This window comes from Nonomuraea sp. NPDC049158 (assembly GCF_040648335.1).
Classification (GTDB): Bacteria; Actinomycetota; Actinomycetes; order Streptosporangiales; family Streptosporangiaceae; genus Nonomuraea.
The window spans coordinates 214,063-240,519 of the sequence record NZ_JBEZDM010000012.1 but is presented as its reverse complement, the minus strand read 5'-3'; the positions used below and the strand labels follow the sequence as shown (position 1 = coordinate 240,519).

Here is a 26,457-nt window from a genome sequence, read left to right as displayed (position 1 = left end):
CCACGCGTCGCTCCCCGCGACGGTCCGTGGTGGCCGGTGGCCCTTCGGGGGCGGCGGGGGGTCAGTGGCGGGGGCCGCAGCTGCCCCGGACGATGAGTTCCGTCGGGAGCAGTACGCTCCGGGGTCGCCTGCTGCCCGCCCGCAGCACCAGCTCCGCCGCGCGGTAGCCGATGTCGCGGCCCGGTTGGGCGATCACGGTCAGTGGTGGGGAGCACAGCTCGGCCCACGGCACGTCGTCGTACATCACCAGCGACACGTCGCGTGGCACCCGCAGATCCAGCTCCCTGGCCGCCAGGACGGCCGCCTCGCCCAGCACGTTGCCGCCGGTCACCACGGCCGTGAGGTCGGGACGGCTCTGGAACAGCCCGGAGGCGGCCGCGTAGGCCGAGTCGCGGCTGCCCGTGGCGAACACGACCAGGTCCTCGTCCACGGGCGCGCCCACCGCCTCGCGGAAGGCCGCCACCCGCCTGCCGTGCCCCGGGCCGCCGAGGAAGGCGATGCGCCGGTGGCCGAGCCCTCTCAGGTAGCGCACCGCCGTACGGATGCCGGCCCGGTCGTCCGCCAGCACGGCGGGGACGTCCAGCGGCCGGGTGCGCGAGGCGGGCGGCAGGCCGTCGAGCAGCATGAGGTCGGAGACGCCGCGCGACACCGAGTCCCTGTCGGACGGCACGTCGAACGGCGCGTCGGACGGCAGCCGGTCGGCGAAGACCACCGTCATGCCCGCCTTGATCGCCGGAGCCCACGTCTCGGCGCCGCCGGACGGGACCGCGATCACCCGGTCCACGCCCTGCTCCAGCAGCATGCCGACCAGCTCGGCCTCCTGCTCGAGATCGTCGCCCGTCGAACCGAGCACCACCGGCTCGCCCGCCGAGCGCGCGCAGGCCAGCACGCCCTCGGCCAGCTGGCCGTAGAAGGTGTCGGTGAGGTCGGGCACGAACAGCCCCATGCCGCCGGTGCGCCGCTGGCGGAGGTTGCGGCCGAGCGCGCTCGGCCGGTAGTCGAGGTGGGCGGCGACGGCCAGCACCCGTTCCCTCGTCTCCGGGCTGGCCGAACCGCCGGACAGGACCCGGGACACGGTCGCGACGCCGACGCCCGCCGCCTCGGCCACATCCTTGATGGTGGCCCGCCTCGATTCCATGGAAACGATTCCATCATGCTTTCCGTCGCGCAGGAAGACCGGGACACTGACATGCGCTGCTCTCTTGACACACATGTCCGTTTCGGGTGAGATGCTTGAAAACGTATCCATGCACATGGGTACCCCCCGCACAACATCCGGGTCACCCGCCCGGGGCGCGAAGGACTGTCATGGCATCCATCGTTCTGACCAATGTCGACAAGATCTACGCCGGTGGCGTTAAGGCCGTGAACGGGCTCAACCTTGAGATCAAGGATGGCGAGTTCATGGTGCTGGTCGGCCCATCCGGTTGCGGTAAGTCGACCGCGCTCCGGATGATCGCCGGTTTGGAGGACATCAGCGGTGGCGAGATCGCGATCGGCGAGAAGGTGGTCAACCACCTGCCGCCGAAGGACCGCGACATCGCCATGGTCTTCCAGAACTACGCGCTGTACCCGCACATGACGGTCGAAGAGAACCTCGCCTTCGGCCTCAAGCTTCGCAAGATGCCCAAGCCAGAGATCCAGAAGCGCGTCAACGAGGCCGCCAAGATGCTCGGCCTGGAGACGTACCTCAAGCGCAAGCCGGCCGCCCTGTCCGGTGGTCAGCGCCAGCGTGTCGCGATGGGCCGCGCCATCGTCCGCGAGCCCCAGGCGTTCCTCATGGACGAGCCGCTGTCAAACCTCGACGCCAAGCTCCGTGTCTCCATGCGCGCCTCGCTCAACCAGATGCACGAGCGCCTCGGCGTCACCACCGTCTACGTCACCCACGACCAGGTCGAGGCCATGACGCTGGGCGACCGCGTCTGCGTCCTGCGCGACGGCATCCTGCAGCAGGTCGACACGCCGCAGAACCTGTTCGACAAGCCGGTCAACCTGTTCGTCGCCGGGTTCATGGGCTCGCCCGCCATGAACTTCGTCACCGCCGAGCTGGTCCGCGACGGCGGCACCGCCGTCACGTTCGCCGACCTCAAGCTGGACATCCCGGAGTCGACGTTCACCGACAAGCCGGGCCTCGACCAGTACATCGGCAAGCAGGTCATCCTCGGCATCCGCCCGTCCGACTTCGAGGACGCCGCCTCCGCCGGCCAGAACGCCAACGGCTGGGCCACCCTGGCGGTCAAGGCGGAGGTCACCGAGGAGCTCGGCTCCGAGATCAACGTCCTGTTCCTGATCGACGCCCCGCCGGTCGAGCACAAGGACACGGTCGCCGCCGCCGACACGGGCGACGACGAGGAGGCGGCGCTGCCGCTGGTGGGCGACAAGTCGCTGTGGACCGCCCGCGTGAACGCCCGCAGCCACGCCCGTCCTGGCTCGAGCCTCGACCTGGTGCTGGACACGCACAACCTGCACTTCTTCGACCCGACCTCCGGCCTGGCCATCGGCCACGAGGCGAACGTCGGCAAGTGATCTCCACCGAATCTCGGCCGTGAGCCCGCTCACGACCGGACTGGGCGTGAGTCCCCCCTCACACCCGCCTGGGTGCGATCACCTCGCACCCGGACAGGGCCCCCACCGCGACCCCCTCCCGCGGTGGGGGCCCGCTTGTTCGTCCGACCTCGTCAGCGGCCGAATTTCGCCGCCGCGCCGCTGACCACCGTACGAGGGACGAATCTGCCGATCGCCGCGATCGCCTTGTACCGCACGTCCGGGATCGACACCCGCTTGCCCAGAGCCAGGTCGCGCATGGCCGCGTTGACCACGTTGTCGGCCTTGAGCCACAGGAAGCCGGGGATGTGGGAGGTGTCCATGTACGCCCGGTCGTGGAACTCCGTCCGCACGAAGCCGGGACACAGGGCCATCACCTTGACGCGTGGATTGCCCACCTCGGCCGCGGTCGCCTCGCTGAAGTTCACCACCCACGCCTTGGACGCGCTGTAGGTGCCGTGGACGAAGAACGCCGCGACGGAGGCCACGTTGATCACGGCGCCCCGGTCGCGCTCCTTCATTCCGGGTAGTACGGCCAGCGTCAGCCTCAGCACGGCCTCACAGTGGACCTTGAGCATGCGTAGCTCGTCCTCGACCGGCACCTCCAGGAATTTCTGGGGGTGGCCGAAGCCGGCGTTGTTCAGCAGGAGATCGACCCCGTCGCGCAGCCGCGCCTCGACCCGGGCGAGGCCGTCGTCGGTGGCGAGATCGGCGGGCAGCGACTCGACGCTGACGCCGTACCTGAGCTTGAGCTGGCCCGCGATCTCGCCCAGCCGGGCCTCGTCGCGGGCCACCAGGACCAGGCTGAACCCGTCGGCGGCCAGCCGGCGGGTGAAGGCGGCGCCGATGCCGGCGGTCGCGCCAGTGATCAATGCGGTAGGCATGGCAGCACCTTAACGCCTCTCCCGTCACCGTCTGGTGGGGGCGTATTGCCGTGGTGGGGATTCTCGAGTGGACTGAAGCCACAGCCCAGATCACGAGGAGCAGCGGGCGCGGCACATCCGGCTCGGGACCGGGGTGACCTCGCTGTCGTACCACAACCCGCTCTGGGTGGCCGATCGCATGGTGTCGCTGGACCACCTGACGCGCGGCCGGGTCATGCTCGGCGTGGGGCCCGGCTCGCTGCCCACCGACTCGGCGATGATCGGGCTCGACCCCACCGACACCCGCGAGCTGCTCGACGACAACCTGGACATCGTGCTGCGGCTGCTGCGCGGCGAGAGCGTCACCGCACAGACCCGTACGCACAACCTGGTCGACGCGCGGTTGCAGCTGCGGCCGTACAGTGACCCGATGTTCGAGGTGGCGGTCGCCGCGGTGGCGTCGCCGACCGGCCCGCGCCTGGCCGGGCGCCACGGCCTCGGTCTGCTGTCGATCGGCGCCACGCTCACCGCCGACGGGTTCGACGCGTTGGCGCACCACTGGAACGTCATGGAGGAGCGCGCCGCGACATATGGGACCACCGTCGAGCGCGCCGCCTGGCGGCTGGTCGGCGTCATGCACGTCGCCGAGACTCGCGAGCAGGCCGTCCGGGACGTGGAGTACGGCATCGAGGCGTGGTTCCGCTACTTCCAGAAAGTGGCGGCCTTCCCGCAGATGGCCGTGGCGGGCGGCGACCTCAAGGAGATGATCGACTTCGTCCGGGAGTCCGGCATCGGTGTGATCGGCACCGTCGAGGACGCCAAGGCGCAGGTGCGGCGGCTGCTCGACCAGTCCGGCGGGTTCGGGGCGATGCTGTTGATGGCCCACGACTGGGCCAACCCGGCGGCCACCAACCGGTCGTACGAGCTCATCGCGCAGCACGTGATGCCCGAGTTCCAGGGCCAGGCACAGCCGACCCTGGACGCACGGGACCGCGCGAGCGCGGTCCGGGAAGGGCACGCCGAGGCGCAGCTGGCGGCGGTCACGCACATGGCGAACAAGTATCAGGCCGAGGCGAACATCAAGGACTGAGCGGGGCTCTGCCTACCTTTTCTCCGGCCGGGATTCGGCGTCCGCCAGGCGCCGGGCGAGTTCGTCGCGTTCGCGGGTGATCTGGGCGAGTTCGTGCTGTAGCTCGATGATGCGGCGGATGGCCGGCAGCGTCATGCCCTGGTCCATCATCGTCACCACTTCTTGGACGCGGCCGATCTCGTGGCGGCTGTAGCGGCGCTGTCCGCCCGCCGAGCGCTGGGGGGAGACGACCTGGTTGTCGTCGATGCGGCGCAGGAACGCCTGCTGTACGTCCAGCATGTTCGCCACCTGTCCGACAGTGAAGAGGGCCGCGTGCTCGTCGTCCATGGGTAGTTTCATGACCCTTCTTCCTGTCGGAATGCGGGCGGCCCCGCCCGGTGGCGCACGTAGGGGCCGTACCGGGGCGGGGCCGTAGCCTGTCCAGGTGCAGGGGCGCTGCGCGGGCGGTCAGCTCTTGATCGCCTTGTGCGACTCGGTGGTGCGCTGGATGGCCACCTTGCGCGGCTTGGCCTGCTCCAGCACCGGGATCCGCACCGCCAGCACGCCGTTGTTGTAGGCGGCCTCGATCGCGCCGGCGTCCAGGTGCTCGGACAGGTAGACCCGGCGAGTGAAGGAGCCCATGACGCGCTCCCGGACGAACAGGCGCTCGTCCTGCTCATACTCCTCCTCGCGTCGAGCGGTCACCGACAGGACGCCGCGGTCCACGGTGACCTCGATGGACTCGGGGTCGACGCCGGGCAGGTCGAACCGCAGCACCACATCGTCGGCGCGGCGGAGTCCGTCCATCGGCATCGTCGCGCCGTTGCCCTGAGCGCTTGCTTGGCGGGCGAGACGGTCGAACTGACGCTCGAACTCCTGGATGAACGGGTCGATCGACGTGAGCAGCATCGCGCTTTCACCTCCGAAGACACCCGGGGGCTCCTCGTCCCCCGGAATACCTATCCTCCGTCCAAGAGGAAACCTACAGCTGAAATTATAAGTTTCCTGCGGACGGAGTTGTCAACTGGTTGCCGCGGCGCGTCCCCGGTCACTTCTCGCCGCGACCGCCACCACCGCCGCTGTGCTTGCCGCGTCCGCCCGCCCGCTGGTCCGGCCCCGGCTTTTCGGTCTCGAAGGACTTGTCCTTCTGCTCGTCCTTTTCGTCGCGCTCACGCTCGTGCTTGCCCATGCCGGCCTCCTCGCCAGTACGTCGCTTAGTGTGATCTTAGGACTACCTAGAGTCTCCGATGACCGTAATTCTCGGCGACGGACGGCCGTCATAGCGAGCCGCCGGGGGCGACCGTTGGACGCCCCCCGCGGAAAAGAGCTAGGCCACCTTGGAGGAGGGTGCCGCCCAGGTGTTGCACGAGCCCGGGTCGCCGGTGGCGAAGCCGCGCTTGGCCCAGGCGACGACGGTGGCCGTCTTGCCGTACCAGCGTGCCTCGCCGGGTGCGTCACCCTCCTGCATGCTCTGCAGGTAGGTCCAGTCCTTGGTGGTCCTGCCCTTCAGCGGCCAGACGCTCTTGATGAACGCGCCGGAGAGGCACTCGTTCTGGAGGTTGCCGCGCCGGCCCAGCTCCCAGCCCGCGGCTTTGGTGCGGGCCGGCACCACGTCCAAGGCGTCGGCGATCCCGACGAGCTTCTGGACGTGGTAGCCGTACATGTAGGTGACCGTGCTGAGCAGCCACATGTCGGAAGGGTCGTTGAGCCAGGTCTTGCCGACCTGGAAGATCAGCGTGTTGGTGCGGTCGCAGTAGTAGGTCGTGGAGTCCTCTTGGTCGGTCTTCATGCCGCAGTACGTCTTCGGGATCTTGTCCACGTGCCGCACCTTGGGCTTGCTGAAAGGCAGGCCGGCGGCGGTGAGGTGCTGTTCCCAGGTGGTGTCGAGGCAGGCGACGATCGCGTCGATGTAGGCGCGGGCCAGCTTGCGGTTGTTGCGCTTCACCGGAGGCTCGTCACAGGTCGTGGCGGGCAGCGCGCCGGCCTCGTAGAGGGGGTTGGCGATCAGCTTGGGGTGTTTGACGGGGTTGGCCGCCGTCGTCGCGGCGGTGGCCGTACCGGTTAAGGAGAGCATCGACGCGACGGTCAGCGCCATGATCGGAAATTTTCTCACGAGGGGTGACAATAGGGCCGCTGGCGTGTTTTCGCATCATCAATTCCTTTGTATCCGTTCCTTCACTGTGCGTCGTCTCGGTGTGGGGCGCGGGCCTGCCCGGGTGGAGGCCGGGAATGGGCGGACCGGAGGGGTCACCGATGCAACAAACACCGCTATTGACTCGCCGGCCACCAGCACCGTCACAAATACCATTTATTGTCATGTGAAATGTTAGATATCAAAATCAGCGCCGTCATTCGCGCGTCGGCGAAAATTAATTCCCTTACCCCTTCACATTGAAGCGGCGACCTCTCAAGATGAAAAAGTTCGCCAGAATCGCTTCATGGAAGGGAAGATTCATGAGTGCACGCTCAAGGCGCGCCGCAATTGTCGCTTTTGCGACATTGCTGGCAGTCTCGGGGTTGAGCGCGACCGCGACGGCAGCACCTTCCCCTGCCGCATCCGCCACGGGGGTGGTGAACAAGTCCGACAGCAAGAGCATCCAGGCCCACTGGACCGCCGAACGCATGCGCGCGGCCACGCCGGAGCCGGTCGTGGCGGTCCCGGACGCGAAAGCGCCGCCGGAGCAGGTCAAGAACGTCCTGCCCAGCCGCTCGGCCGAGGGATCGCTGCCGACCAGGAAGATCAGCCGGTCTGCGAGCCCATCGGCCGGTCTGCTCGCCGGTCAGCGGGCCGAGCGCTGGGGGCGTCAGGGGAGCATGCCCGCCCTCACGATCGGCAAGATCTACTACACGCGTAACGACAACAGCTCCGGCTACTGCACCGGCAGCGTGATCAACGCCGCCAACAAGAACACGGTCTGGACGTCCGGCCACTGCGTGCACGCGGGGAGCGGTGGCGCGTCCGGCTGGTTCCGTGACTTCATCTTCGTCCCCGACGCCGACAACGGTCTCGAACCTCAGGGCCGCTGGACCTGGCGATACGCCAACACGACCAACGGCTGGTTCAACAGCCACAACTGGAGTTACGACATCGCGGCCATCGCCTTCAACCCGCAGCCGGCCCGCGGCAACCTCCAGGACTGGACCGGCTCGCAAGGCTACAAGTTCAACCAGGGCCAGGCGTGGACCGGCATCAACGCGTTCGGTTTCCCGCAGGACGGCTACCAGCGCACCGACTTCACCGGCAACGACCTGTGGTACTGCTTCGGCAACGTCACCCGCGCCAGCTCGTCCGACGACCGTATGCACATGAACAACGACATGTTCCACGGCTCCAGCGGCGGCCCCTGGCTGCAGGACCTCCAACTGAGCCGAGGCTGGGGCTACATCATCGGCGCCAACAGCCACCGGGACGTCGACGCCAACCAGAACCCGACCAACATCGTCTACAAGTCGCCCTACCACGGTGACGGAGCTGTCAACGTTTATAACGATGTAACAGCCCACTAATCACGATAAAAGAGGCGAGGGGCTTAACGGCCCCTCGCTTTTCGTCATCCCGGACTGGCCTCATTCATGCGCTCCTTGGTCCAGTGGGACGCGATGTCCTGCGGAGCGCGCGTATTGTGAATCCCGGTCGCCGCCTCGTCGGAAGCGGGACCACGGAAAATCACGACCACCGTCGCCGCCACGACGAGGGCGGCGGCGACTGCCACAAGTGCGATGGCTTTACGCCTCATACCGCCATCGTACGACGCGGCATCCCGGTCGAAGGCACCTAGGGTTATGCGTGGTGATATGTCCCGATTAGGGATGGGCGTGGAAGGATGGGCGGCGTGCACCGCGCCCTGGTTCTCTTGGTGGCCACCGTCACCGCCTGTTCGGCCGTCCAGCCCGCGCCCCCCCTGTCCGCCTCGGGCTCTCCCGCGCCACCCCTGTCCGCCTCGGGCTCACCCGCGCCTGCCGTGAGCGACGAGGGCGAAGGCAGCCCCGCGCCGACCCGTGGCGAGCTGCGTTTCACCAAGCTCGCCGAGCTGGCCAAGCCCGTGGCGTTCGCCGTCAGGAAGGGCGACGAGCGGCTGTACGTCGCCGAGCAGGGCGGCCGGCTCAAGACCCTCGACGGCGACACGATCGTGAACCTGTCGGGCGAGGTCAGCGGCGGCAACGAGCAGGGCCTGCTCGGTGTGGCCTTTCACCCGTCGGGCCGCTGGTTGTACCTCGACTGGACCGACGCGAGCGGCGACACGCACGTGACCGAGTGGGCGTACGACGGCAAGCAGGTCACCCGCAGGCGGGACGTACTGACCCAGGACCAGCCCTATGCCAACCACAACGGCGGCCAGCTCGCCTTCGGCCCCGACGGCCTGCTCTACATCGCTCTCGGCGACGGAGGCAGCGGCGGAGACCCGCACCGCAACGGCCAGAACCTCGGCACGCTCCTCGGCAAGATCCTGCGCATCGACCCGCGCGGCACGCCGTACAAGATCCCGCGGGACAACCCGTTCGTCGGCAAGGAGGGCGCGCGGACCGAGATCTGGGCGTACGGCCTGCGCAACCCCTGGCGGTTCGGCTTCGACCGCGACAACGGCGACCTCTGGATCGGCGACGTCGGGCAGGACCGATGGGAAGAGGTCGACTACCAGCCGGCCGGATCAGAGGGCGGCGAGAACTACGGCTGGAACCTCCGCGAAGGCGACAAACCCTTCAGAGGCGGCAAGGGCCGCGAGCTGACCGGCCCGGTGATCACCTATCCGCTCCACGAGGGCGGCAACTGCTCGGTGATCGCCGGGTACGTCTATCGCGGGGACAAGATCCCCTGGCTGCAGGGCCAGTTCCTGTACGGCGACTTCTGCGCCGGGTGGGTCAGGGCCGCGCCCGTGGACGAGCTGACCAAGGACGCCAAGGTCGGGCAGGTCGAGCAGCTCTCGTCGTTCGGGGAGGGGCTCGACGGGGAGCTCTACGCACTCAGTCTCCAAGGTCCCGTCTATCGGATCGACCCCGCCTGACGCCTTCGATCAGGTCCTCGACCTGGTTGTTCAGCCGCGAGCCACGGGTCCAGCCCGCGTAGTGGGTGAGGAAGACCACGACCTCCCGCAGCTCACTCTCGCTCAGGTCGCCCGCGCGCAACGCCGCGTCGAGCTGCACCTCCAGTTGGTCGTCGATGCCCTGCCCGACGAGCAGGCCGAGCAGGAGCAGGCGGCGCTCCTTGACCGAGAGGACGTCGCGCGACCAGACGTCGGCGAACATCCGCTCCGCCATCATGCCGAAGCTGTCCACTGTCTCCATGGCCGGTTCTGTCATTGTCCGCTCCGGGTAGCAGGGGATCCCTCTATCTTTCGCTACTTTGCCGGTTGAACCAATGGGGGCGCGCCAACGTAGTACGGGCGCCCGATTCGAGCGGGTCTGTAACAACTGAAGCCAAGGTACGGCCAAGATTTGGTCAAGATTTATCACCGTACACTCGGCCTCATTCCGCATGAAAGCGGGCACAACAACTCCGTTGGTCCGTAAAGCGGAGGTAAGCCCTGGTGAAAAAGACACGGGCTTGGATCGCGCTCATGACCGCGATCGTCATGCTGTCAGCGTGCGGGCAGCCGGATTTCACCTACGTACGTGACAGGGAAGGCACCACCTACTTCAAGGTGCCGTCCTCCTTCAGCCAGCTCAACGCCTATCCGATCGAGCTCTCCCTGTCGGGCGACCATCCGAACTCGGAGGCGGCCCGGCTGCGGCGCGAGCGGGTCTGGTCCACAGCCTTCGACCAGTCGGCGCAGCCGTCCGTCGCGCACCTGCTCAGCTCGACCGATCCGTTCATCTACGCCACCGTGCACAAGCTCACCGACGAGCAGCGGGACGGGATGTCGCTGGATCGGCTGCGTGACTTCATCCTGCCGGTGACCGCGCAGATCCGCGCGAGCTACGAGTCCAAGGCGGCCGAGGCGGGGCGGCAGCCGTTGTTCAACCGGTTCGAGCCGATCAGCGATCAGATCCTCCAGCTGGACCGTGGTGCCAGGGGAGTGCGGGTTCGCTTCAACTACCAGATCGGCGGCGACGTCCAGACCTTCGACCACACCGCCATCCTCGACGAGCAGGGAGCCACGGTCTCCGTGATGCTCATCGGCTGCCAGGCGATCTGCTTCAGAGCGCGCGCGGCCGAGTTCGACAAGATCGAGCAAACCTTCAAGCTGCTCCGGCTGCCCGGATGAGGGAGCGTCATTGACCACCACCACGCATCACGGAGGGCTGCGCGCGCCCGGTAGCGGCCCCTCCGATCCCGAAGCCGTGACCAGGAAGAAGATGCGGTTCTGGGATCGCAGCAAGTTCCTCATCGGGCTGGTCCTCGCCTTCCTCGTCCTCACCTGGAAGGTGATGGCCGACTACGAGGGCATCGTGTCCTTCGGCGAGGCCATGCGGGCCATCGCCTACACCTATCAGTGGATCTTCTGGCTGCTGGGCGTCGAGGCGCTGCGGCAGCTCCACTTCTTCGTCAGCGAGCGGTCGTCGGCCTACCACCGCTTCTGGAGCCACCGGGTCTTCGGCGGGTTCGAGCGGTGGTCCCACCGGCGCTTCGACGACTGGACCAGGTATCGCTTCTCCCGTGCCGCGAAGATCATTTTCTGGGTGGTGCTGATCGCGCTGGTACTCGGCGCGGTGCTCGAGACCAGCCCGTTCCTCGCCCTGTTCAGCGCGCCCGCGCTGATCTGGAAGGCGATGCCGTTCCTGATCCAGATCGCGTTCCTGTTCTTCGTGGTCATCATCCAGTTCGTCGGCCTGTTCTGGTTCCTGTCCAGAGGGGGCGTCGAGACGTACTTCCCCGACGACATCAAGACCCGCTTCTCCGACGTCTGGGGACAGGACCACGTGGTCGAACGCGTCCAGGAGAACATCGTCTTCCTGGAACGACCCGACGAGATCGAGAAGCGCGGCGGGTACGTGCCCAGCGGCCTGCTGCTGTGGGGACCGCCGGGCACCGGCAAGACGCTGATGGCCGAGGCGGTGGCCGGCGAGACCGGCAAGCCGTATGTGTTCGTCGACCCCGGCGCGTTCACGAACATGTTCATGGGCATCGGCATCCTCAAGGTCAAGACCCTCTTCAGGAAGCTGCGCAAGCTCGCGCTCAGGTACGGCGGGGTGATCGTCTTCTTCGACGAGGCCGACTCGCTCGGCAAGCGCGGCCGGCTCGCCCAGCAGGGCCCGCCGGGGCAGGGCGGCGGCGGCTTCGCCGGCTGTCACGGTGCCACCTATCTGTCCGAGGAGACTCGCTCGGTGCTCGCCTTCCGCGCCCGGCGGGAGGTGGAGGAGCCGGAGACCCGCAACCGCTTCTTCATGGGCGGCGGCATGAACAGCGGCGACCCGGGCACGCTGCAGGCCCTGCTCACCGAGCTGTCCGGGCTCAAGAAGCCGCGCGGCTTCTTCAACCGCCTGGTCAGGCGGCTGCTCGGGATGCGGCCCAAGCCGCCGCCCAAGTTCCGCATCCTCGTCATGATGGCCACCAACCGGCCCGACGCGCTCGACGAGGCGCTGCTGCGCCCCGGCCGCATCGACCGCATCTACAAGGTCGGCTACCCCTCCAAGGCCGGACGGGTCCGCACGTACCAGGGCTATTTCGACAAGGTCGACCATGAGCTGACCGAGCAGCAGATCGACAAGCTCGCCACCATCACCCCGTACGCGACGGGCGCCACGATCAAGGACCTGGTGAACGAGTCGCTGATCACCGCGATCCGCGACGGCCGGGAGATCATCTCCTGGTCCGACGTCCTGCGGGCCAAGCGGCTCAAGCAGCTCGGCCCGCCCGAGGACGTCGAGTACATCGAGCGGGAGCGGCACGCCGTGGCCGTGCACGAGGCGTGCCACGCCGTGGTGGCCTACGTGACCCGCTTCCACCTGGAGATCGACATCGCCACGATCGAGAAGGGCGCCGACTACCTGGGCATGGTCGCCTCGATCAAGCCCGAGGACCAGTTCACCCGGTGGAAGTCCGAGTACGAGGCCGACATCATGGTCTCGCTCGCCTCTCTGGCGGGGGAGCGGATGTTCTTCGGCGAGGACAACTCCTCCGGCGTCTCCAGCGACCTGCACTCGGCCACGTTCCTGACGGCGCTCATGGAGTCGTACTGGGGGATGGGCTCGGGCGTCACCTCCCTTCCCGCGCTGCAGGAGCTGGAGATCCACGGCGGCAAGGCGATGCCACGGCGCGGTGGCGGCGCTCCCATCGGCATCACCGAGCGGGAGCCGAGCCGGGGCCAGGCCGAGCTGACGCCTGACGTGCTGGGCGAGCGGATCGAGTTCAACCTGATCCGGCTGCTGGAGAAGACCGAGCGGCTGCTGGAGGAGCATCGCCGGGACGTGCTCTGCCTCGCGCACGCGCTGGAGACGCACAAGACGCTCAACGGCGACGACGTGGTGGCGATCATCGAACGGGCGACCGGGCCGCTCATCGACGGCACGATCTACGCCTCCGACGAGTTGTACCAGGAGCTGGAGGAGTACCACCGGGACGCGGCCAGGGCGCACAAGGAGCACAGCCGGATCGAGCGCGACCTGCCTGGGCAGGTGGAGGAGCCTGCCTACCAGCCCAACGGCCAGACCGCCGGGTGGCCGGTCGGACCGTCGGTCGGCCAGCCCATCGGCCAGCCCGTCGGCCAGCCCGCAGGTCAGTCCGCTGGTTGGCCGGGCGGGCCGGTCCTTCAGCCCGGGCCGGTCCTTCCCTCTGGGTCGGTTCTCCAGCCTGGGTCGGTTCTCCAGCCCGAGCCGGTCGCGACCGTCCTGCCCGCGAGCCCGGCCGCCGAGCCCGTCGTGGTGACCGCCGAGATCGTCGCCGAGCCGGACCGGCCGGTTTCCGCCGTCGAGCCGGGGCGGCCCGAGTTCGTGCCCTGGGCGCCCGATCCCGCGCCCGTCTACGCGGCGTCGTCGCCCCTGCCGGTCGAACCGCCGCCACGCAGGCGCCGGGCGTGGGTCGTCGTCGCCAGCCTGCTGGCGCTCGTCGTGCTCGCGCTCCTCACCGGCCTGGCCCTGACGGGCGCGACCCCGGTCGCGGGGATGGCCTCGCCCGGACTGCTGCTCGTCCTGTTCGTCGTCGTGGTGGCGGTGATCGTGGGCGCCGGCCTGGCACTCATCGCCATCAAGGCCGTACGAGCGGCGCAGACCAAGGCGGAACACGAACGCGACCAGGCCCACGCCAGGGCGCAACTGCTGGCCGCCGCGATGGACCCCGACACGGCCATGCGGCTGCTCGGCTACGACGGCAGAGGCACGGACAGGAGGACTTAGCCGGCGATCTGCGGTCGCCCGAGCCGCGGGCTTGGGCGACTTCGGCGCGCGCCGGGACTGATCAGGCCTTGAACCATGCGGCGCTGGAGGGAGTCAGCAAGAGAACGATGACCGTGCCGGCCAGCGCGAGACCGGCGAACGCGCCACCGTTCGGCCCGCCGATCAACCCCACAATGGCATTAGCCGCAAGCGCGACCTGGATTACCACACCCGCCCACCGCACCCATGGGGCGCGAGTTCGCATTTTGAGTATCATCAGGCCGAGGAGTACGGACGCGCCGACTCCGAAGAAGAAGTTGAGCAGCAGGATTCCGTTGATCGCGAGCGGTAAAAACAGCATCACGTTCAGGAGGAGCGTCATGAGGAACTGAACGCATATGATCGTGCGAGCGGCTCGTACCGTGCCGGGCATGATTTTATCCTGCGTGGGGTTCACACGACCTCCGTCGTAGCTCTGATCCTCAGCCAAGCTCCCCCCGAGGCCAGCTGCCAAGATAGCTGATCCTTTAGGCCCGGCGCTAGATTCGGCGCCGGAAATAGGACCGCTCTCTTCCACTACGGAGAGTGCGGCATCGGCGCCGCTTTACGGCCGGTCACCTTCCAGGCGGTGTCGCTTTTCTCATGAGCAGGAACTTTCTCCGGCACGCACCGCCCACTGAAATGTATATGTTCGCGGGCGTAAAAGTGCGGCAGTAGTCGTGCACTTCGAGGAGGAATTCGATCCCGTCCGCACAAATGATCGCCGGCGTTACTGCCTGGCCTGCGCCAACATCCGCACCGACGTCAATCGGACGCTCAGATGCGCACGTCGAGCCGGCCGATCGGCTCGACCAGCTCCTCCTCCTCGTAGGTGAAGTGCGAGAACAGGACGGCGGCCAGTTGCTCGGCCTCGGCCCGTACCTTGTCGAGGCCGGTGTCGCCGGCCACCAGGTCCACACACGCCTGGTCGAGCCGGGTCAGCAGCCCGGCGATGACCTCGTGCTCCTCCTTGAGCTTGTCGATCACCGGCCCGAGCGAGCCGTCGCGCTCGAGTATCGCCGGGTACATGGCCTCGTCCTCGATCGTGTGATGCACGGTCACCAGCCGGCAGAACGTCGCGCAGAACGCGCCCAGCGTCCAGTAGTTCTGGCGCATGGTCAGCTGGTTGATCACCGAGCGCAGGGCGGCCGCGTCGAGGGAGCCCGCGGCGACCTGGTCGAGCGCGTCCAGGACCTGCCGCATCTCCTGACGGTAGCCGTCGTGCACGTCGATCAGGTGCCGGCCGAGCTGCCGCTGCCCCGGCGTGAGCGCCTCGGGATCGTGCTTGTGGCCGCGCGGTCTGCGCGCCTCGTCGAGGTCGGTGATCACCACTGGCACTCCAGCCGGGCGGCCGCCGGCGCGAGGAAGGCGCCGGACCACAGGTCGTACATGAAGATCCCCCTACTGTGCAATGAATGATCTTATAGCCCGGTTGACTCTCCGTACTGATTAACACGACGTTCACATTCGGGCAAAAAGCAGGAAACGGTTGACCGTAAGACTCGGCGTGGCTGTGAGACATCCTGAAAGGACCGACGTGAGCTACAAGGCTGAGTACATCTGGATCGACGGCACCGAGCCCACCGCCCTGCTGCGCTCGAAGACCAGGATCCTGGCTGATGGAGCCGAGCCGCCGGTCTGGGGTTTCGACGGTTCCAGCACGAACCAGGCCGAGGGCCACTCGTCGGACCGCGTGCTCCGTCCGGTCTTCAGCTGTCCCGACCCGATCCGTGGCGGTTCCAGCGTGCTGGTCCTGTGCGAGGTCGAGGAGATCGACGGTGTCCCGCACAAGAGCAACACCCGCGCGCTGCTCCGCCCGATCGCCGAGCAGTTCGCCGACCAGGACTCCTGGTTCGGCATCGAGCAGGAATACACCTTCTTCAAGGGCAGCCGCCCGCTGGGCTTCCCCGAGGGCGGCTTCCCCGCCCCGCAGGGCCCCTACTACTGCGGCGTGGGCGCCGATGCGATATTCGGTCGCGAGATCGTCGAGCTTCACCTCGACCGCTGCCTCGCCGCCGGCCTCGCGATCTCCGGTATCAACGCCGAGGTCATGCCGGGTCAGTGGGAGTTCCAGGTAGGCCCGGCCAGTCCGCTGGAGGTCTCCGACCACATGTGGATCGCCCGCTGGCTGCTCTACCGTACGGCTGAGGAGTTCGGCGTGGAGGCCACCCTCGACGCCAAGCCCGCCCGTGGCGACTGGAACGGCGCCGGCGCGCACACCAACTTCTCCACCAAGGCGATGCGCGAGGGCTACGACCCCATCATCACCGCCTGCGAGGCGCTCGGTGAGGGCGACAAGCCGATGGAGCACATCACCCAGTACGGCGTGGGCATCGAGAGCCGCCTGACCGGCGCCCACGAGACCGCCCCGTGGAACAAGTACAGCTACGGCGTCTCCAACCGCGGCGCCTCCGTACGCATCCCGTGGCAGGTCGAGGTGGAGAAGAAGGGCTACATCGAGGACCGCCGCCCCAACGCCAACGTCGACCCGTACGTGGTCACCCGCCTGCTGGTCAACACCTGCTGCACGGCCCTGGAGAAGGCCGGCCAGGTCTGATCCCCGGAGCGAAAGAGGAACGCGGGCACCCCCGATACGGGGCCCGCGTTCCTCCGTTTCTCACGCCAGGCGGGACTGGTAGACCCTGCGGGCCTCCTCCACGACCGCCAGATACTCGGCGCTCACCCGGTCCCTGACGAGGTCTTCGAGCAGTTCCAGCCAGCGCAGGCAGAACGTCACGTCCTCTTCCCTGGCCACCCGCCGGCCCTCGACATCGAGGTAGACCGGGCTCGTGTGCGCCCGTACCTGCCCGCCGCCCTCGGCGAGCGCCACCACGTAGGTCGGCCAGACCACCGTCAGGTCCGCCGCCACCTCACCGGGCGGGCCCGCGGCCAGTTCGCCGTCGGCGGTCAGCAGCCGTATGTTCTCCACCAGCGGCCCGATCACCCGTCCGATGACGCGTACCCTGCTGCCGGGGGCCAGGTCGAGGGTGGCGCCGGGGCCGTGGCCCTCGATGGACAGCTCGAGGAACGGGCCGGTCGTGGCGAACGTGCGGCCGCCCCGTACCGCGTCGGCGTAGGACTCGGCGCTCAGCCGCCCGGCCACGTGCGCGTAGGTGCGCTCGCGTCCGATCGGCCCGAGCCGCTGGGCCGTACCGGCGACGGCGGCGACGCGGTTGCCCGCGCCGATCAGCCTGCGGTAGGCGCGGTCCGAGCCGATCGCCGAGCAGAAGCTGTCGACCAGGCCGAGCGCCGCGTCGACCACCGACAGCCGCGCGTCGTAGCGCGGATCGCCGGCGCCGACGAGTTGCTCGGGCGTCTCGACCGGACCGCGGAAGGCGTTGGCGTAGCCGATGAGCGCGCCGCGTTCGCGCAGCTTCCGGACGTTGTCGTAGCCCTCTTCGGGGCCGAGCGCGTGGTGGGCGAGATCCACCCTGGCCAGGTGCGTCTCGTCCGACCACGGCAGATCGCGGCCCGACCAGCGCTCGACGGCGTCCTGGTCGCCCGGCAGCAGGTTGACCACGTGCAGGTCCTCGCCGTGCTGCGAGTCGGCCACCCACTGGGACGGGCGGGTGAGGGGGACGTGCAGGTCGGCGCCGTACCAGCCGCGGGCCGCCGCGTCGTAGATGCGCCGCGGGGTCAGCTCGACCAGCGTCTCGCCGACGCCCGGCACGACGGTCGTCTCCGCCCAGTCGTACTCCATGCCTCTGGCCGCCCTGACCGTGAGCGGTTCGCGGGGGACGTCGAGCACCAGGTCGTCGCCGTGGAAGTACGGCAGGCCGTCGAGGTCGCGGGCCGGCGGGGTGTCGCGCGGGAACCAGCCCTTGCCGTCGGCGCTCCACACGCTCCAGCGGCAGGGGAAGCCTGCCCGCAGCCGGATCGTCCGCTGCGCGCTCTGCTGGGCAGCCCGCTCGGTAGCCCGCTCGGCCGGCCGTTGAGCAGTCGGTTGGGCGGTCTGTGGAGCGGTCCATTGGGTGGCCCGTTGGGCAGTCCGCGCCTTGGTCGACGGCGCCGTGGGGGTGGTCGGCGCCTCGGTTAACGGTGTCGGATCGTCACGCATCGGCTTCTCCCTGTAATCGAAGGCGCCGTTATCGTGACACGACCATCACTCGCCGGGAAGCGCGTGCTTCCCGGCGGGGTGGTTTTCTTCCCTCAAGGTAGAAGGACCTAGAGCCGGAAGTTCATATCCGGTGCGATGTCCGCGACGTCCATCTGGGCCTTCTGCAGGTGGCCGGAGTGGTCCCAGTTCATCGCCTGCCAGCGGGTGAACTGGTCGAGCACCCACATACCGGACTGGCGGCTGCCGTTGCCGGACTTGCCGTTGCCGCCGAAGGGCAGGTGCGCCTCCGCGCCGGACGTCGAGTTGTTGACGCTGACCATGCCGGCGGAGATGCCCTCGCGGAACTTCCACGCGTGCCGGGCGTCGGTGGTGTAAATCGAGCTGGACAGGCCGTAGCCGGGCAGGTTGGCCAGCTCGATGGCCTCGTCGATCGTCTCGAAGGTCGTCACGCCCACGATGGGCCCGAACGTCTCCTCCAGGAACAGCTGGTCGGTCGCCTTGACGCCATCGACCACCACGGGGTGGTAGAAGAGGCCGCCGTCGCCGGTGAAGTCTTGGCGCGGGGCTTCGTCAGTGATTTTCCCGATATTTCCGGACACGACGCGGTGGTGGGGCTGGATCCAGGTCAGGTACTCCTCGTAGCGATCCGCGAACTTCTGGTCCAGCAGCGGGCCCGCCAGCACGTCCTGCTCCGGGTCACCGATCTTGGCGTTCTGTACGGCCTGGGCGAACCGCTCGACGAACTCATCGTGCACGCTCTCATGCACGATGACCGTGCCCAGGCTGGTGCAGCGCTGACCGGCCGTACCGAAGCCGGAGAACAGCGCCCCTTCGACGGCCAGATCGAGATCGGCGTCCGGCATGATCACCATCGGGTTCTTCCCGCCCAGCTCCAGGCAGGCCGCCTGCAGATGCCGCCCGGTGAGCTCCCCGATCTTCCTGCCGACCTCGCTGGACCCGGTGAACCCGACCTTGTGCACCGTGCCCTCCTCCAGCGCCAGCTCCAACCCCTGGAAGGTCTGGACGCCGTCGGCGAACACGATGTTCAGCACCCCGTCGGGCAGCCCGGCGGCGGCGAACAGCTGGTACATCGCATGCGCGGAGGCCGCCGCGTATTCAGCCGGCTTCCACACCACGGCATTGCCGCAGAGCAGCGCCGGAACCAGATACCAGGACGGCACCGCGACCGGGAAGTTGCCGGCGGTGATCACCGCCGCCACGCCTACCGGGTTACGGAAGGTGAAAAGCTTCTTGTCCGGCATCTCCGACGGCACGGTCTGCCCGTACAGCCTGCGACCCTCGCCGAGGAAGAAATCACACGTGTCAACGATCTCCCGCACCTCACCCAGGGCCTCGGCGTACGGCTTGCCGATCTCCTGGGTGACCAGGTGGGCCAGCGCCTCGGCATTGGCCTCGACCAGCCGCCCGATCGACGCGATCACCCGCCCCCGCACCGGAGCCGGCACCTTGGCCCACTCCCGCTGCGCCTCCTTGGCGGTGCGGCAGGCGTCGGCGAACGCCTGGGCATCGACCAGGCCGACGCGGGCGACGACCTCGGCGATGCGTGCGGGGTTGGTCGATTCGTACGTGTCGGTGCCGGCGGCATCCTTGCCACCCACAACGGAGACGATCTGACGGGTCACCGGAGCCTCCTCATTTGATCCTCAGCCACAGCCCATCATCCCCCAAGCACGGACTTCGCTTGCGCTCAGGCTGTTTCCCCTGCTCACAAGCATGGCCTTCGCTTGCGCTCAGACTGTGCTCATTGGGGCTCCGCCCCGGCGAGGGGCCCCGGCCCCTCGCGCTCCCCGGGGGTTAACCGTCTGAGGCCAGGAAGTCTGCTGGAGGTGGCCAGGAGGTAGATCAGGGCGAGGACGGCCAGGGCGGTGGCGGTGGCGTACATGGTCGTGGTGCCAGAGGGGACAGTCAGTCCGCCGAGGAGGGTTCCGGTGCCGATGCCGACGTAGATGGCGGAGGAGTTCAGGGCCACGACCAGCGGAGCCTCCTGGGGCGCGACGGCGATCAGCCGGTGCTGCTGCGGTGGCGTCTGGCACCAGTTGCCCGCGCCCCAGGCCATGGCGAGCAGGCCGACCAGGGCCGGGGAGGTGGTGTGGGTGGTGGCCATCGCGCCGAGAAGTCCCAGGCCGGCGGCCATCGTCAGGTAGCCGGCGGTCAGGACGCGGACGCTGCCCCAGCGGTCGGTGGCGTATCCGGCGGCGAGGTTGCCTGCCACGGCGCCCACGCCGTACAGGGCCAGGACCCAGACGGTGGCCGAGGGGGTGATTCCGACGGCCGACAGGGCGGGGACGCTGTAGGCGTACACCGTGTAGGCGGCTGTCATGCCGATTACGGTCAACGGCAGGATGGCGCGGACGGCGGGGTTGTTCAGGACGGCCAGGCGGGTGCGTAGCGGGACCGCCGGGTTCGCGGGCAGGGCAGGCAGCAGGAGGGTCACGCCCACGATCCCGGACACCCAGACCAGCACCGGTCTGCTTCGCCCGGCCGCGGTGGGCTCGGCCGCCGGGGCCGGATCGCCCGCCTCTTTGGGGGCGGGGGATCGGGAGAGGGCGTCGCGGGCCGGACCGCTCTGCTTTGCTTGTTTCGGCGAGTTCTCGCCACCAGGAACCCTCCAGGCACACGCATGGCGGCGTGGCCGGATCGCGAGAGGAGACGGGAGGGCTCGCCGCGTTCACCGCGAACGTACCTGGAAACCGCGGCTCAGGCAGGAGATTCGGCCGTGATAGTGACCTTGCGAGCTGACGTCACGCCCTGCGCGAGTCAGCTGATCCGGCGCACCGGCTGTCCGGTCAGGCGGGAGATGGTGTCGAAGTCGGCGTCCGCGTGCAGCACGGTGAGCTTGTGGTGCCGGGCCGTCACCGCCATGAGTAGGTCGACCGGCGAGGCACATTGGTGCCAGCCCTTGTCGGCGAGCTCGCGCTGCAACTCGCCGCTCTCGTTCCAGGCCGATTCGGGGATGAAGTAGTACGGAAAGGTTTCGTGGAGGAGGTTGCCGACCTCGTAGAAGGCGGGCCGGCCGCCGACGGCGCGAAGATACTCCTGTCTGACCGGCTCACAGATGCCGACGAGCCCGGCGGAGACGGTCTGGTCCCATTCTGTCCCGACCCGGTGGCGGTAGAAGCGGACCAATGCGCTGGTGTCGATGAGGTAGAGCTCCGTCACGCCACGCCCTGTTGCGCGCTGTCACCCTTGTCGATGACGGAGAAGTCGATCTCTCCCGCGGCCACCATCTCGCGCATGCGAGCCACGGCCGCCGCGCGTCTGCGTCGATCGACGATCTCTCGCAGGGCGGTGTTGACCGTGTCCTTCTTGGAGGAGGTGCCGAGCAGCTTCGCGGCCTCGGCCAAGGCTTCGTCGTCGAGGTCGATCAAGGTCTTGGTCATGATGCCACCTCGCCTGTATATACGAATCGGGATTAGTATATCAGCAGTCGGCTCCGCGGTCGTTCGCTTCGGCAGGAGTCGGTCATGCGTCCGGGAGCTCCTGGACGCGCTCACGAGCCAAGATCCATGGGACGGGCTGGTAGTCGTCGTTCGCCTGGCGTTGGAGAGCCAGCGTGCCAGCGGTCAGTCGGCACGGCCTCGGTAGGTGATGGTGGCCTGGCCGGCCAGGCGGATCGACATCCCCGGGTGCAGGCTCACGATGGCTCCGGACGGGACGTCCTGGAACTCGCCGTCCTCGGTGAACCTGATCGCCGTTCCGCTCGCCGAGTCCAGGTCGTAGGCGTAGATGCGCCAGCCGTCCAGTTGGATCATCAGGTGCTGGTCGTCGGCGCCCTCCACCTTCACCGTACGGACATGGGCGTCGTCCCCTGGATTGCCGCCGAAGACGTAACCGTCGTCAAGAGGGAGCTCGCGGCCGTCGTTGAGCACGAGATCGCCCAGCTTGGGGCGGATGGCGCTGTAGTGCGTCGGATACTGCCCCAAATCCGCCTCGCACACCATGCAGGTGCGGCGCTCCCCGTCGGTGAAGTGCCCGTACGGACACCTCACGCCGTAGACCATGGTCCCGGCGTTCTCTTGCCCCGGTGGGGCGTACGCCAGGTTCGGGTAGGTGGCCAGCGGCGTCGGATGGTCAAGGTCGGCTTCGACATGCTCGTAGCTCGGCTCGGGAGGTGGTGGAGCGTTCTGTCCGAGCAGTGCGGCCCGCAGGTCGTCGGGGCTCTGGAAGCGGTCGGCCGGATTGAGACGGGTGGCGCGGGTGATCACGTTGAGCAGCGGCGGCTCGATGCCCGTGAAGTCGAGTGTGCCCTGCAGGATGCGGAGGAGCACGTGCTGGATGTTCTCGCTGCCCGCCGGTGAGCGGCCGGTGGAGGCGAAGGCCAGAACCAGCCCGAGTGTGTAAATATCCGATCTGATGTCCTGTGCCGTTCCCTGGACCCCTTCAGGTGACATGTACGACGGGGTGCCCACTCTCATGTTGGGCAGGGTCGACTTGTGGTCCATGGCACTCTTCGCGATGCCGACGTCGACGATCACCGGACCGGCGGCAGGGTTGACGATGATGTTGGCCGGCTTGAGGTCGAGCCGGAAGACACCCAGGCCGGCCACGTAGGACAGCGTGTCAGCCAGTCGCACTCCCAGCTGGGCCACCTCCTCGGGCGACAGCGGTCCTTCCGCTTCGATCAGCTGTTGCAGTGTGGGGCCGGCCACGAGCTCCATCACCAGGGCGAGCTCTTGATCGTCGTTGACGACGTCCAGCGTGCGGACGATTCCGGGATGGATGAGCCGGCGAGCCAGCGCGATCTCCCGCTCGAAGCGCCACCGCGCGTCCGGCTCGACGATGTCGGTTCTGATCAGTTTCACGGCGACATACCGGTGATCCGTGCGTGACCATGCCTTGTACACCGAGCTCATGCCGCCGTGCGCGATCAGCTCGACGATGTCGTACTGGTCGCCGATCACCCGGATCACACCCTGGACGGGTGCTTCTTCCGCGTCTTCGGTGGACGGCACCAGGAGGGAGACCTCCAGCAAGGAGCGCTCGGACTCGCTGTGCAGGGCCAGGCCGAGCAGTCGCCGCCGAACCTCGTCGGTCAATGTGTAGCTGGTGAACTGCGAGGCCGGATCATTGCCGATCATGGTGGAGTCCGCGCCCGACTGCCGGACGATTTGGATGATCTTCCGGTGGACCAGATGCTCCAGCAGCCGCTCCAGCTCCGTGTGCGCCACCTGCAGCATCGGGTCGAGCGCGCCGGCGCGGAGGATGTCCTGACCGGTGAAGACCTCGCCATCGGTGCGCAGCACCCAGTCGGTGACGTAGTAGGCCGACATCCGCCAGCGATCTTTGTCGATGGGTACGGCCAGCAGCCGCTCCCGCCTGCTGGCCTGGTGGTACTCATGGAGGACGTCCTCCATGAGCGCGTAGAAGTCCACGCGTTCGCGGTCGACGCCGGCCACGCGGAGATACGGCTGATCGCCATCCCAGCTCACCAGATCGCTGAACTCCTGCAGCAGCCGTCGTGGCACCCCACGGCCCTTGAACCGGAGGTAACCGGTCAACCGGTGCAGCTCGTCCTCGTCCAGCGCGTCGTCCAGCAGGGCGGCGAGCAGCCGCTCGGGTGCGTCCCAGGTGCACGAGACGTAAATACGCCAGGCGAAGACGCTTTCGTACACGCTGTTGCCCCGGCTGACATCCCGTACGGCATGGTCGTGCAGATCGGGCCCGGCCACGATGAGGAAGTGCACGCCCCGCATGGTCAGCGCGTTCTTCAGCGTGCTGAGCATGAGCTCGAAGGCGGCCAGCCCTTCCGGTGTGCCGGTGAGCTTGTCGGCCTCGTCCAGCACGATCACCAGGTGGACCCGGCTGCCCGGCCGTCGGCGCCACCACCTGCGTACGGCCGGGATGCCGATCAGGGACACGATCCGGTTCAGATCATGCTCGACATCCGTGTCGGAATAAGTCAGGAATGATGCCTCGGTGGCCATCGAGCGGGTGCGCTTGCGCGACATCCCCAGGGTGGGCGCGATGAACCCGAGCGGGCCGGTCAGCTTCTTGGCGGCTTCGCCGATGCTGAGCGACAGGCTGGCGGTGTTCTCGATGGCGTCGGCGGAGGTCTGCTTGAGCCCGTAGGACGTGCGGATGTGCGCGAGCATCAGCGCTCTCCGTACGGCCGGAGCCAGACTGTCCAGGATGTCGCGATCGGCCAAGGCCTCATAGGTGCGACGGACGACCGCGAACAGCAACCGCTCCGGCGTGGTCGGACGCGCGACGCTCAGGATGATCGGGATGACGATCTCCCCGGGCTCGCCGTTCCGCTCGAGCTCGTGGAGGGCTCTGGCGACGATCGTGCTCTTGCCCACGCCTCGGAAGCCGGTGACGAGGAACGTTCCGCCTCTGGACTTGCGTAACCGCTGTTTGAGCTCAGCCACGAACGCCTCGTTGCCGAGCATGGGAAAGGCGTCTTCGTCCGCGTGCAGTGGCTCGTGGATATAGCGGAAGGTCATCCGCAGCCGTACATCGGGCACATCTCTGGATTACCACCTGGGACAGGGCGCTGTCCTTGATTGGCGGCGGGCCAATCAGAGACTGATTGGCCAAGGGAGGGAAGGGGAGAGGGGAGGAGCAGGTCACCTGCTCTGTCGCGAGATGGGATGGGACGGTTATGGCAGATCACACCTTTCGTGATCGCCGGGACGCCGGACGGGCGCTGAGCGGTCTGCTGACTCAATACCGTGATCGTGACGACGTGATCGTGCTCGGGCTGCCGCGTGGCGGCGTACCTGTGGCCTACGAGGTGGCCGCCGCGCTGGAGGCGCCGCTGGATGTTTTCCTCGTACGCAAGCTCGGCGTGCCGGGGCACGAGGAGCTGGCGATGGGGGCGATCTCCGGCGGCGGGGTGATCGTGCTCAATGAGGAGGTCGTCCGCGGGTTCGGCATCGAGCCGTCGGTCGTGCGGAGGGCGGCCGAGCGGGAGGGCCGCGAGCTGGTGCGGCGGGAGCTGGCCTACCGCGAGGGGCGGCCGATGCCGGAGCTGGGCGGACGTACCGTCATGCTGGTCGACGACGGCCTGGCCACCGGGTCGAGCATGCGGGCGGCCCTGCTCGCGGTGCGGCGGCTGCGGCCGGAGCGCATCGTGGTGGCGGTTCCGGCCGCGCCGAGCTCGACCTGTGAGGAGCTGCGGCTGGAGGCGGACGAGGTCGTGTGCGCCACGACGCCGTCCCCGTTCTTCGCCGTCGGGCAGGCGTACTGGGACTTCGACCAGGTCACCGACGAAGAGGTGCGGGAGCTGCTGCGGCCGGCGGCACGGCCCGGGAACGCGAACAGCGCGCGTACGGGCGGCGGGCGGTCCGAGGCGGCGATCGTCCGCATGGCCGCCGCGGTCGTCGAGAACGGCGTGCCCCCGGACGAGACCCTGTTCGGGCTGGTCGGGGATGCCCGGCTGGTGCTGATCGGGGAGGCTTCGCATGGCACCGCCGAGTTCTACGCGGCACGGGCGGAGATGACCAGGAAGCTCATCGAGCGAGGCGGCTTCCACGGCGTGGCGGTCGAGGCCGACTGGCCGGATGCCTACCGGGTGAACCGCTACGTACGCGATCGCGGCGAGGACGAGACGGTGGAGGAGGCGCTGCGGGGTTTCGAGCGCTTCCCGACGTGGATGTGGCGGAACACGGCCGTGCTGGACTTCGTCGGCTGGCTGCGCGATCACAACGACCGGGTCGGCGACGAGACGCGGAAGGCCGGTTTCTACGGGCTGGACCTGTACAGCCTGTACCGGTCCATGCAAGAGGTCATCGACTACCTCGACCGGGTCTCCCCTGAGGCCGCGGCGCGGGCCCGCGAGCGGTACGCGTGCTTCGACCACGCCGACGGCGACGCGCAGTCGTACGGGCTGGCGGCGGCCTTCGGCGCGGGGGAGTCGTGCGAGCAAGAGGTGGTCGCCCAGCTCGCCGACCTGCAGCGGCACGCGTACGAGTACGCCAGGAAGGACGGCCTGCCGGCCGAGGACGAGCTGTTCCACGCCCAGCGCAACGCCGTGAGCGTGCGCTCGGCCGAGCGCTACTACCGCTCGATGGTCACCGGCCGGATCTCCTCCTGGAACCTGCGCGACGAGCACATGGCCGACGCCCTGGACGCACTGGCCGACCACCTCGGCCGCGTCCGCGGTGAGCCCGCCAAGCTGGTGGTGTGGGCGCACAACTCCCACCTCGGCGACGCGCGGGCGACCGAGATGGGCGCCCGGGGCGAGCTCAGCCTCGGCCGGCTGGTCCGCGAACGCCACCCCGGCCAGTGCCGCCTGATCGGCTTCACCACCTATTCCGGTACGGTCACCGCCGCCGACGACTGGGGCGGCCCGGCCGAGCGCAAGGTGGTCCGGCCGGCGCTGCCCGGCAGCGTGGAGGAGCTGCTGCACCAGGCGAGCAGCGGCGAGTTCATGCTCTGGTTCGAGGTGGCCAGACCCGCCGCCGACGTGCTGCGGGCCGCGCGGCTGCAACGGGCCATCGGGGTGATCTACCGGCCTCAGACCGAGCGGCAGAGCCACTACTTCCAGGCCCGGGTGGCCGACCAGTTCGACGCGGTGATCCATATCGACGACACCCGGGCGCTGGAACCGCTGGAGCGGACCGCCGTCTGGGAGCGGGGCGAGGCGCCCGAGACGTACCCGTTCGCGGTCTAGC

General features: G+C 68.3%; 25 protein-coding genes. 8 read left to right on the top strand and 17 right to left on the bottom strand.

Translation table 11 applies throughout. The annotated features are described in order from the left end of the window. Positions 1 to 61 precede the first annotated feature (61 nt). Positions 62 to 1,138 (bottom strand): LacI family DNA-binding transcriptional regulator, encoded by a 1,077-nt coding sequence (locus AB0B61_RS26590; protein WP_358436919.1) that lies wholly within the window; start codon positions 1,136 to 1,138, stop codon positions 62 to 64. Between the two features lie 170 nt (positions 1,139 to 1,308). On the opposite strand from AB0B61_RS26590, the gene ugpC reads away from it, so the two are divergent. Then, complete coding sequence (gene ugpC / locus AB0B61_RS26585) at positions 1,309 to 2,526, top strand: sn-glycerol-3-phosphate ABC transporter ATP-binding protein UgpC (protein ID WP_358436916.1); 1,218 nt, start codon at positions 1,309 to 1,311, stop codon at positions 2,524 to 2,526. Positions 2,527 to 2,678: 152 nt separating this feature from the next. Here ugpC and AB0B61_RS26580 read toward each other — a convergent pair whose 3' ends face one another. Then, on the bottom strand, positions 2,679 to 3,428 hold the full coding sequence (locus AB0B61_RS26580) for an SDR family oxidoreductase (protein ID WP_358436914.1): 750 nt from the start codon (positions 3,426 to 3,428) through the stop codon (positions 2,679 to 2,681). Positions 3,429 to 3,543: 115 nt separating this feature from the next. On the opposite strand from AB0B61_RS26580, the gene AB0B61_RS26575 reads away from it, so the two are divergent. Further along, a complete protein-coding gene (locus AB0B61_RS26575; RefSeq protein ID WP_358437074.1) occupies positions 3,544 to 4,497 on the top strand; it encodes an LLM class flavin-dependent oxidoreductase in 954 nt (317 codons plus the stop codon). Positions 4,498 to 4,509: 12 nt separating this feature from the next. On the opposite strand, the gene AB0B61_RS26570 is transcribed toward AB0B61_RS26575, so the two are convergent. The 5 genes from AB0B61_RS26570 to AB0B61_RS26550 all read right to left on the bottom strand — a co-directional run bounded on the left by AB0B61_RS26570 (position 4,510) and on the right by AB0B61_RS26550 (position 7,055). Continuing rightward, positions 4,510 to 4,836 carry a MerR family transcriptional regulator gene (locus AB0B61_RS26570; RefSeq protein WP_358436911.1) on the bottom strand — a complete coding sequence of 109 codons (327 nt, stop codon included), beginning with the start codon at positions 4,834 to 4,836 and terminating at the stop codon, positions 4,510 to 4,512. A 108-nt stretch (positions 4,837 to 4,944) separates the two neighbouring features. Next, positions 4,945 to 5,385, bottom strand: a complete 441-nt coding sequence (locus tag AB0B61_RS26565) for an Hsp20/alpha crystallin family protein (protein WP_358436908.1) — start codon at positions 5,383 to 5,385, stop codon at positions 4,945 to 4,947. Positions 5,386 to 5,524: 139 nt separating this feature from the next. After that, a complete protein-coding gene (locus tag AB0B61_RS26560) occupies positions 5,525 to 5,665 on the bottom strand; it encodes a hypothetical protein (RefSeq protein ID WP_358436905.1) in 141 nt (46 codons plus the stop codon). Between the two features lie 138 nt (positions 5,666 to 5,803). Then, a complete protein-coding gene (locus AB0B61_RS26555; protein WP_358436903.1) occupies positions 5,804 to 6,589 on the bottom strand; it encodes a neutral zinc metallopeptidase in 786 nt (261 codons plus the stop codon). 265 nt (positions 6,590 to 6,854) lie between these two features. Continuing rightward, the gene (locus AB0B61_RS26550) at positions 6,855 to 7,055 is read right to left on the bottom strand and encodes a hypothetical protein (RefSeq protein WP_358436900.1); all 201 of its coding nucleotides are present in this window, start codon (positions 7,053 to 7,055) and stop codon (positions 6,855 to 6,857) included. Here AB0B61_RS26550 and AB0B61_RS26545 point away from each other — a divergent pair. After that, on the top strand, positions 7,048 to 7,983 hold the full coding sequence (locus AB0B61_RS26545; RefSeq protein ID WP_358436897.1) for a hypothetical protein: 936 nt from the start codon (positions 7,048 to 7,050) through the stop codon (positions 7,981 to 7,983). The two genes, AB0B61_RS26550 and AB0B61_RS26545, sit on opposite strands and share 8 nt — an antisense overlap. A gap of 44 nt (positions 7,984 to 8,027) precedes the next feature. Here the strand turns inward: AB0B61_RS26545 and AB0B61_RS26540 are convergent, their stop codons facing one another. Further along, positions 8,028 to 8,213, bottom strand: coding sequence for a hypothetical protein (locus AB0B61_RS26540; RefSeq protein ID WP_358436894.1), 186 nt, complete (start codon positions 8,211 to 8,213; stop codon positions 8,028 to 8,030). 96 nt (positions 8,214 to 8,309) lie between these two features. Here AB0B61_RS26540 and AB0B61_RS26535 point away from each other — a divergent pair, with 96 nt between their 5' ends. Continuing rightward, complete coding sequence (locus AB0B61_RS26535) at positions 8,310 to 9,479, top strand: PQQ-dependent sugar dehydrogenase (RefSeq protein ID WP_358436891.1); 1,170 nt, start codon at positions 8,310 to 8,312, stop codon at positions 9,477 to 9,479. Here AB0B61_RS26535 and AB0B61_RS26530 read toward each other — a convergent pair. Further along, on the bottom strand, positions 9,439 to 9,759 hold the full coding sequence (locus AB0B61_RS26530; protein ID WP_358436889.1) for a carboxymuconolactone decarboxylase family protein: 321 nt from the start codon (positions 9,757 to 9,759) through the stop codon (positions 9,439 to 9,441). The two genes, AB0B61_RS26535 and AB0B61_RS26530, sit on opposite strands and share 41 nt — an antisense overlap. Positions 9,760 to 10,031: 272 nt before the next feature. Between AB0B61_RS26530 and AB0B61_RS26525 the strand changes: the two genes are divergently transcribed. Continuing rightward, on the top strand, positions 10,032 to 10,679 hold the full coding sequence (locus AB0B61_RS26525; RefSeq protein WP_358436886.1) for a hypothetical protein: 648 nt from the start codon (positions 10,032 to 10,034) through the stop codon (positions 10,677 to 10,679). Between the two features lie 10 nt (positions 10,680 to 10,689). After that, positions 10,690 to 13,746, top strand: coding sequence for an AAA family ATPase (locus AB0B61_RS26520; protein ID WP_358436883.1), 3,057 nt, complete (start codon positions 10,690 to 10,692; stop codon positions 13,744 to 13,746). A gap of 61 nt (positions 13,747 to 13,807) precedes the next feature. On the opposite strand, the gene AB0B61_RS26515 is transcribed toward AB0B61_RS26520, so the two are convergent. Further along, complete coding sequence (locus AB0B61_RS26515) at positions 13,808 to 14,182, bottom strand: hypothetical protein (RefSeq protein ID WP_358436880.1); 375 nt, start codon at positions 14,180 to 14,182, stop codon at positions 13,808 to 13,810. Positions 14,183 to 14,541: 359 nt separating this feature from the next. After that, complete coding sequence (locus AB0B61_RS26510; protein WP_358436878.1) at positions 14,542 to 15,096, bottom strand: hemerythrin domain-containing protein; 555 nt, start codon at positions 15,094 to 15,096, stop codon at positions 14,542 to 14,544. 205 nt (positions 15,097 to 15,301) lie between these two features. Between AB0B61_RS26510 and glnII the strand changes: the two genes are divergently transcribed. Then, the gene (glnII, locus tag AB0B61_RS26505) at positions 15,302 to 16,321 is read left to right on the top strand and encodes a glutamine synthetase (protein WP_358436875.1); all 1,020 of its coding nucleotides are present in this window, start codon (positions 15,302 to 15,304) and stop codon (positions 16,319 to 16,321) included. A gap of 60 nt (positions 16,322 to 16,381) precedes the next feature. On the opposite strand, the gene AB0B61_RS26500 is transcribed toward glnII, so the two are convergent. The 6 genes from AB0B61_RS26500 to AB0B61_RS26475 form a co-directional block, all read right to left on the bottom strand. Continuing rightward, complete coding sequence (locus AB0B61_RS26500; RefSeq protein ID WP_358436872.1) at positions 16,382 to 17,821, bottom strand: CehA/McbA family metallohydrolase; 1,440 nt, start codon at positions 17,819 to 17,821, stop codon at positions 16,382 to 16,384. A gap of 107 nt (positions 17,822 to 17,928) precedes the next feature. Next, positions 17,929 to 19,464, bottom strand: a complete 1,536-nt coding sequence (locus tag AB0B61_RS26495; protein WP_358436870.1) for an aldehyde dehydrogenase family protein — start codon at positions 19,462 to 19,464, stop codon at positions 17,929 to 17,931. Positions 19,465 to 19,583: 119 nt separating this feature from the next. Then, positions 19,584 to 20,306: an MFS transporter gene (locus AB0B61_RS26490; protein ID WP_358436868.1), complete on the bottom strand. Its 723-nt coding sequence runs from the start codon at positions 20,304 to 20,306 to the stop codon at positions 19,584 to 19,586. A gap of 293 nt (positions 20,307 to 20,599) precedes the next feature. Then, a complete protein-coding gene (locus AB0B61_RS26485; RefSeq protein ID WP_358436865.1) occupies positions 20,600 to 21,001 on the bottom strand; it encodes a PIN domain nuclease in 402 nt (133 codons plus the stop codon). Then, positions 20,998 to 21,222, bottom strand: a complete 225-nt coding sequence (locus tag AB0B61_RS26480; RefSeq protein WP_358436862.1) for a type II toxin-antitoxin system VapB family antitoxin — start codon at positions 21,220 to 21,222, stop codon at positions 20,998 to 21,000. Before AB0B61_RS26480 ends, AB0B61_RS26485 begins: the two co-directional genes overlap by 4 nt. 183 nt (positions 21,223 to 21,405) lie before the next feature. Next, on the bottom strand, positions 21,406 to 24,306 hold the full coding sequence (locus tag AB0B61_RS26475) for a protein kinase (protein ID WP_358436859.1): 2,901 nt from the start codon (positions 24,304 to 24,306) through the stop codon (positions 21,406 to 21,408). Positions 24,307 to 24,443: 137 nt separating this feature from the next. On the opposite strand from AB0B61_RS26475, the gene AB0B61_RS26470 reads away from it, so the two are divergent. Further along, positions 24,444 to 26,456 (top strand): erythromycin esterase family protein, encoded by a 2,013-nt coding sequence (locus tag AB0B61_RS26470; protein ID WP_358436856.1) that lies wholly within the window; start codon positions 24,444 to 24,446, stop codon positions 26,454 to 26,456. The last annotated feature ends 1 nt before the right edge of the window (position 26,457 follow it).